At 45.1% G+C, this 2642-nt stretch carries 3 protein-coding genes; 2 read left to right on the top strand and 1 reads right to left on the bottom strand.

Annotation, left to right across the window (positions count from 1 at the left end):
- Nucleotides 1–334 precede the first annotated feature (334 nt).
- The gene (locus H6G83_RS34690; protein WP_190480708.1) at nt 335–691 is read right to left on the bottom strand and encodes a helix-turn-helix domain-containing protein; all 357 of its coding nucleotides are present in this window, start codon (nt 689–691) and stop codon (nt 335–337) included.
- A 382-nt stretch (nt 692–1073) separates the two neighbouring features.
- Between H6G83_RS34690 and H6G83_RS34685 the strand changes: the two genes are divergently transcribed.
- Both H6G83_RS34685 and H6G83_RS34680 read left to right on the top strand, forming a co-directional pair.
- Nucleotides 1074–2003, top strand: a complete 930-nt coding sequence (locus H6G83_RS34685; RefSeq protein WP_190480707.1) for a hypothetical protein — start codon at nt 1074–1076, stop codon at nt 2001–2003.
- An 88-nt stretch (nt 2004–2091) separates the two neighbouring features.
- Nucleotides 2092–2642 (top strand): hypothetical protein (locus tag H6G83_RS34680; protein WP_190480705.1); only part of this gene is annotated, 551 nt, incomplete at its 3' end.

The following is a 2642-nucleotide window of genomic DNA, read 5'->3' as shown; positions in this document are numbered from 1 at the left end:
TAATATTTGAGCAGGAGCCACCAACTTGCCCCCTGAAGTCCTTATAGTTGGGGAAAATATTTAAACTAAACTGTTTAGTTTGCCCCTGGTGACAGCTTCGCCAGCTCTCCCCCAATTAGGGGTTGATGTTTCGGAGCGATCTAGTGCCAGCATGATGATTGCCCACTATTTGGTAAATGCACAAAAACGGTCGGAGATGCCATTTAGCCAAAGTGAACACTGATGCTGATCATGAGGTTAGACCAAAAATGTGTCAGCATTGTAATTAGCTCACTTTGTAGTCAACGGATTGAGCAGGCGATCGCATTGCTTTGGACGGCGGCGATCGCTTTTACTACGCGACAGATAGAGAAACTTCAGATTGATTATCTGTTGAGCGTAGTTTCCTGCTTCGGCTAGATTTTTCTTGTTCAGTTTCAGCAGGGATTTCAGCAGGAATTGGCGTTATAGGATCTTTGGTGTAACTGATCAAATCTGTAGGAGTAATTTCACCTGTTAAATCTTGCGCTAGATAATTTAGTGCATTACATAGCTTATTGAGCGATTCACCATCGATTCGCGGCATAGTTTTCGCTTTTCGCAAGTTAGCTATCGAGTTATGGCTGACCCCCATAGTTTTTGCAAGGTCGCCTGCTCTAATGTCATACCTTGCCATAACTTCTTTTAATGTCCACCTAATCAAAGTCTGCATCACAAAATCAACTCCTTTAGCTTACTTCTATCCAGACTATACCACAAATATCAGTTGTGTACTGAATAATATCAGCTTAAAGCTGAAATATCTCAGCTTAGACTATTGACTGTGGAGAAATTTCAGAGTAGACTTGTAATTACAAGGGGTAGAGAAATAAAAACTCATTTCTCTACAACGCACAGACAACCTGCTTTCTGCACTAAATATTCACTAATTCAGAATTATTGCTACTGAAATAATTAAACAATGTATAGCTACGCCAAATCTGTGTGAGTGCGTTGTGGCTCCCCCACAACTTTGTCCGTAAAAAAAACAAAGGCGACCGCTCTGCCTGGAAAACTTTGCGATCGCCTTTTACCCTTTAGTAAGGATCTTAATTATGACTGATATCGCACCTAGACAGCAACCCGTCAGCGAACAAGTTTTAGCCCAAGCTGAACTCAACCAACACATCACCAACCAAGCCCAAGCTGTAGCACCCGAAATAGCAACAGTAGAAATCCACTCGCACCACTTTGAAATGTACGCGGGTAATCAGTTAATTGCATACATCACCTACGATAACGCCGAGTTCATCACGCAACGCTGGGTTGTCATGGTACGGGGCATAGAACAATTCCGCCACAACACCATCGCCCGATGCCTGCGTTACGTCGAATGGCATCACAAAGACGGTTCACTTCCCACGCCACTACCTGCACCAATCGAATATCCCGAAGTTCCCAGGGTTGCAGAAATCTCCTTCCATGATCAAGAACTAATCGTTGATGGTGAACTCATCGCCAGTATTGAGTACGACCACGACAACTATCAAGATTTGTACTGGCGAGTACTGGTCAATAACGTTGAGATTTACCGCAACACCACCCCCGCCAGATGCCATAGCTACGTCAAGCAAGCGTACCAGCAAGGTATGTTACCTGTGCAGGAGCCATTTGAGGAAGAAGAGTTTTCCCTTCTGCACCCTGCCCCCTCCAGCGAAAACCGAATTATGGTGCATATCTTCAACGAGTGCCAAAAGTACGGCTTGGACATTCTCGACGATGGCATATACCATAACGACCTCAAGGTGGGTCAAGTCGGATGCACCAATGGGAACTGGTGGGTAATCCTTGGTTGTTCCGGTAAAGCGCAGTATTCTAACTCGGTGTTTGATGCTGTCAGAGCGCTTGTACCCGTGTCCGAGTCAGGCGATGCAGAACTAGACGACTGTGAGCATTTGCTAGACCTGCCCTTTGAGATGTTAACCGCCCAAGACTGGCAGAGGCTTCTGGAGTATGAGCCAGTACCAGAACTAATTGCAGCGTAATCCAGAACCCAGGAGTCAGAAGTCAGAAATCAGAATTATTCTGACTCCTGACTCCTGACTCCTTTTCAATCATTCACCAATCACAAATATGGAACCCACAATATCAATTCCCCAGCACTGGAAATATCCCCGTTACATCCCTGGACAACGCACCGAACAGGGCGAAATAATCGGTATGAAGTACTACGCCCAGGATACTTATCTTGGCAAACAGTACGGTGAGGGTTGGCGATATGTCATGCTGCCTGACAAGAATCAGGAGGACGAAGAACATCAACTAGAAGACAAGGTAAAACTACTCACCCCAGAGCAATTAAAAACCAAACTCCACGCAGAGATTGACTACTACTCACGCCAGATTGAACACATGAAGTCCCTGCTAGGAGCAATCCCTGCAACTGTGGCGACGGCTGAATCTACTGTTCATAACGAAGCGCCCAGCCAACCACAAAAGAAATCTTGGGAATCTCCACCTACATTAGAGTCATTTATTGATGCGGCACAAGTCATTCTTAAACAGATTAGTCAACACCCGGATTATCTAGCACTTGACTATCAGCCTGATCTAACTGTGGGTGATGCTCAAACTGCATTGTCTTACCTCAAGGATGAGTTAGACACCAATCAACAATCTGATAC

The sequence above is a fragment of the Anabaena azotica FACHB-119 genome, assembly GCF_014697625.1.
In the GTDB taxonomy this organism is placed as follows: Bacteria; Cyanobacteriota; Cyanobacteriia; order Cyanobacteriales; family Nostocaceae; genus Trichormus; species Trichormus azoticus_A.
This window is presented reverse-complemented; position numbering and strand designations above follow the sequence as displayed.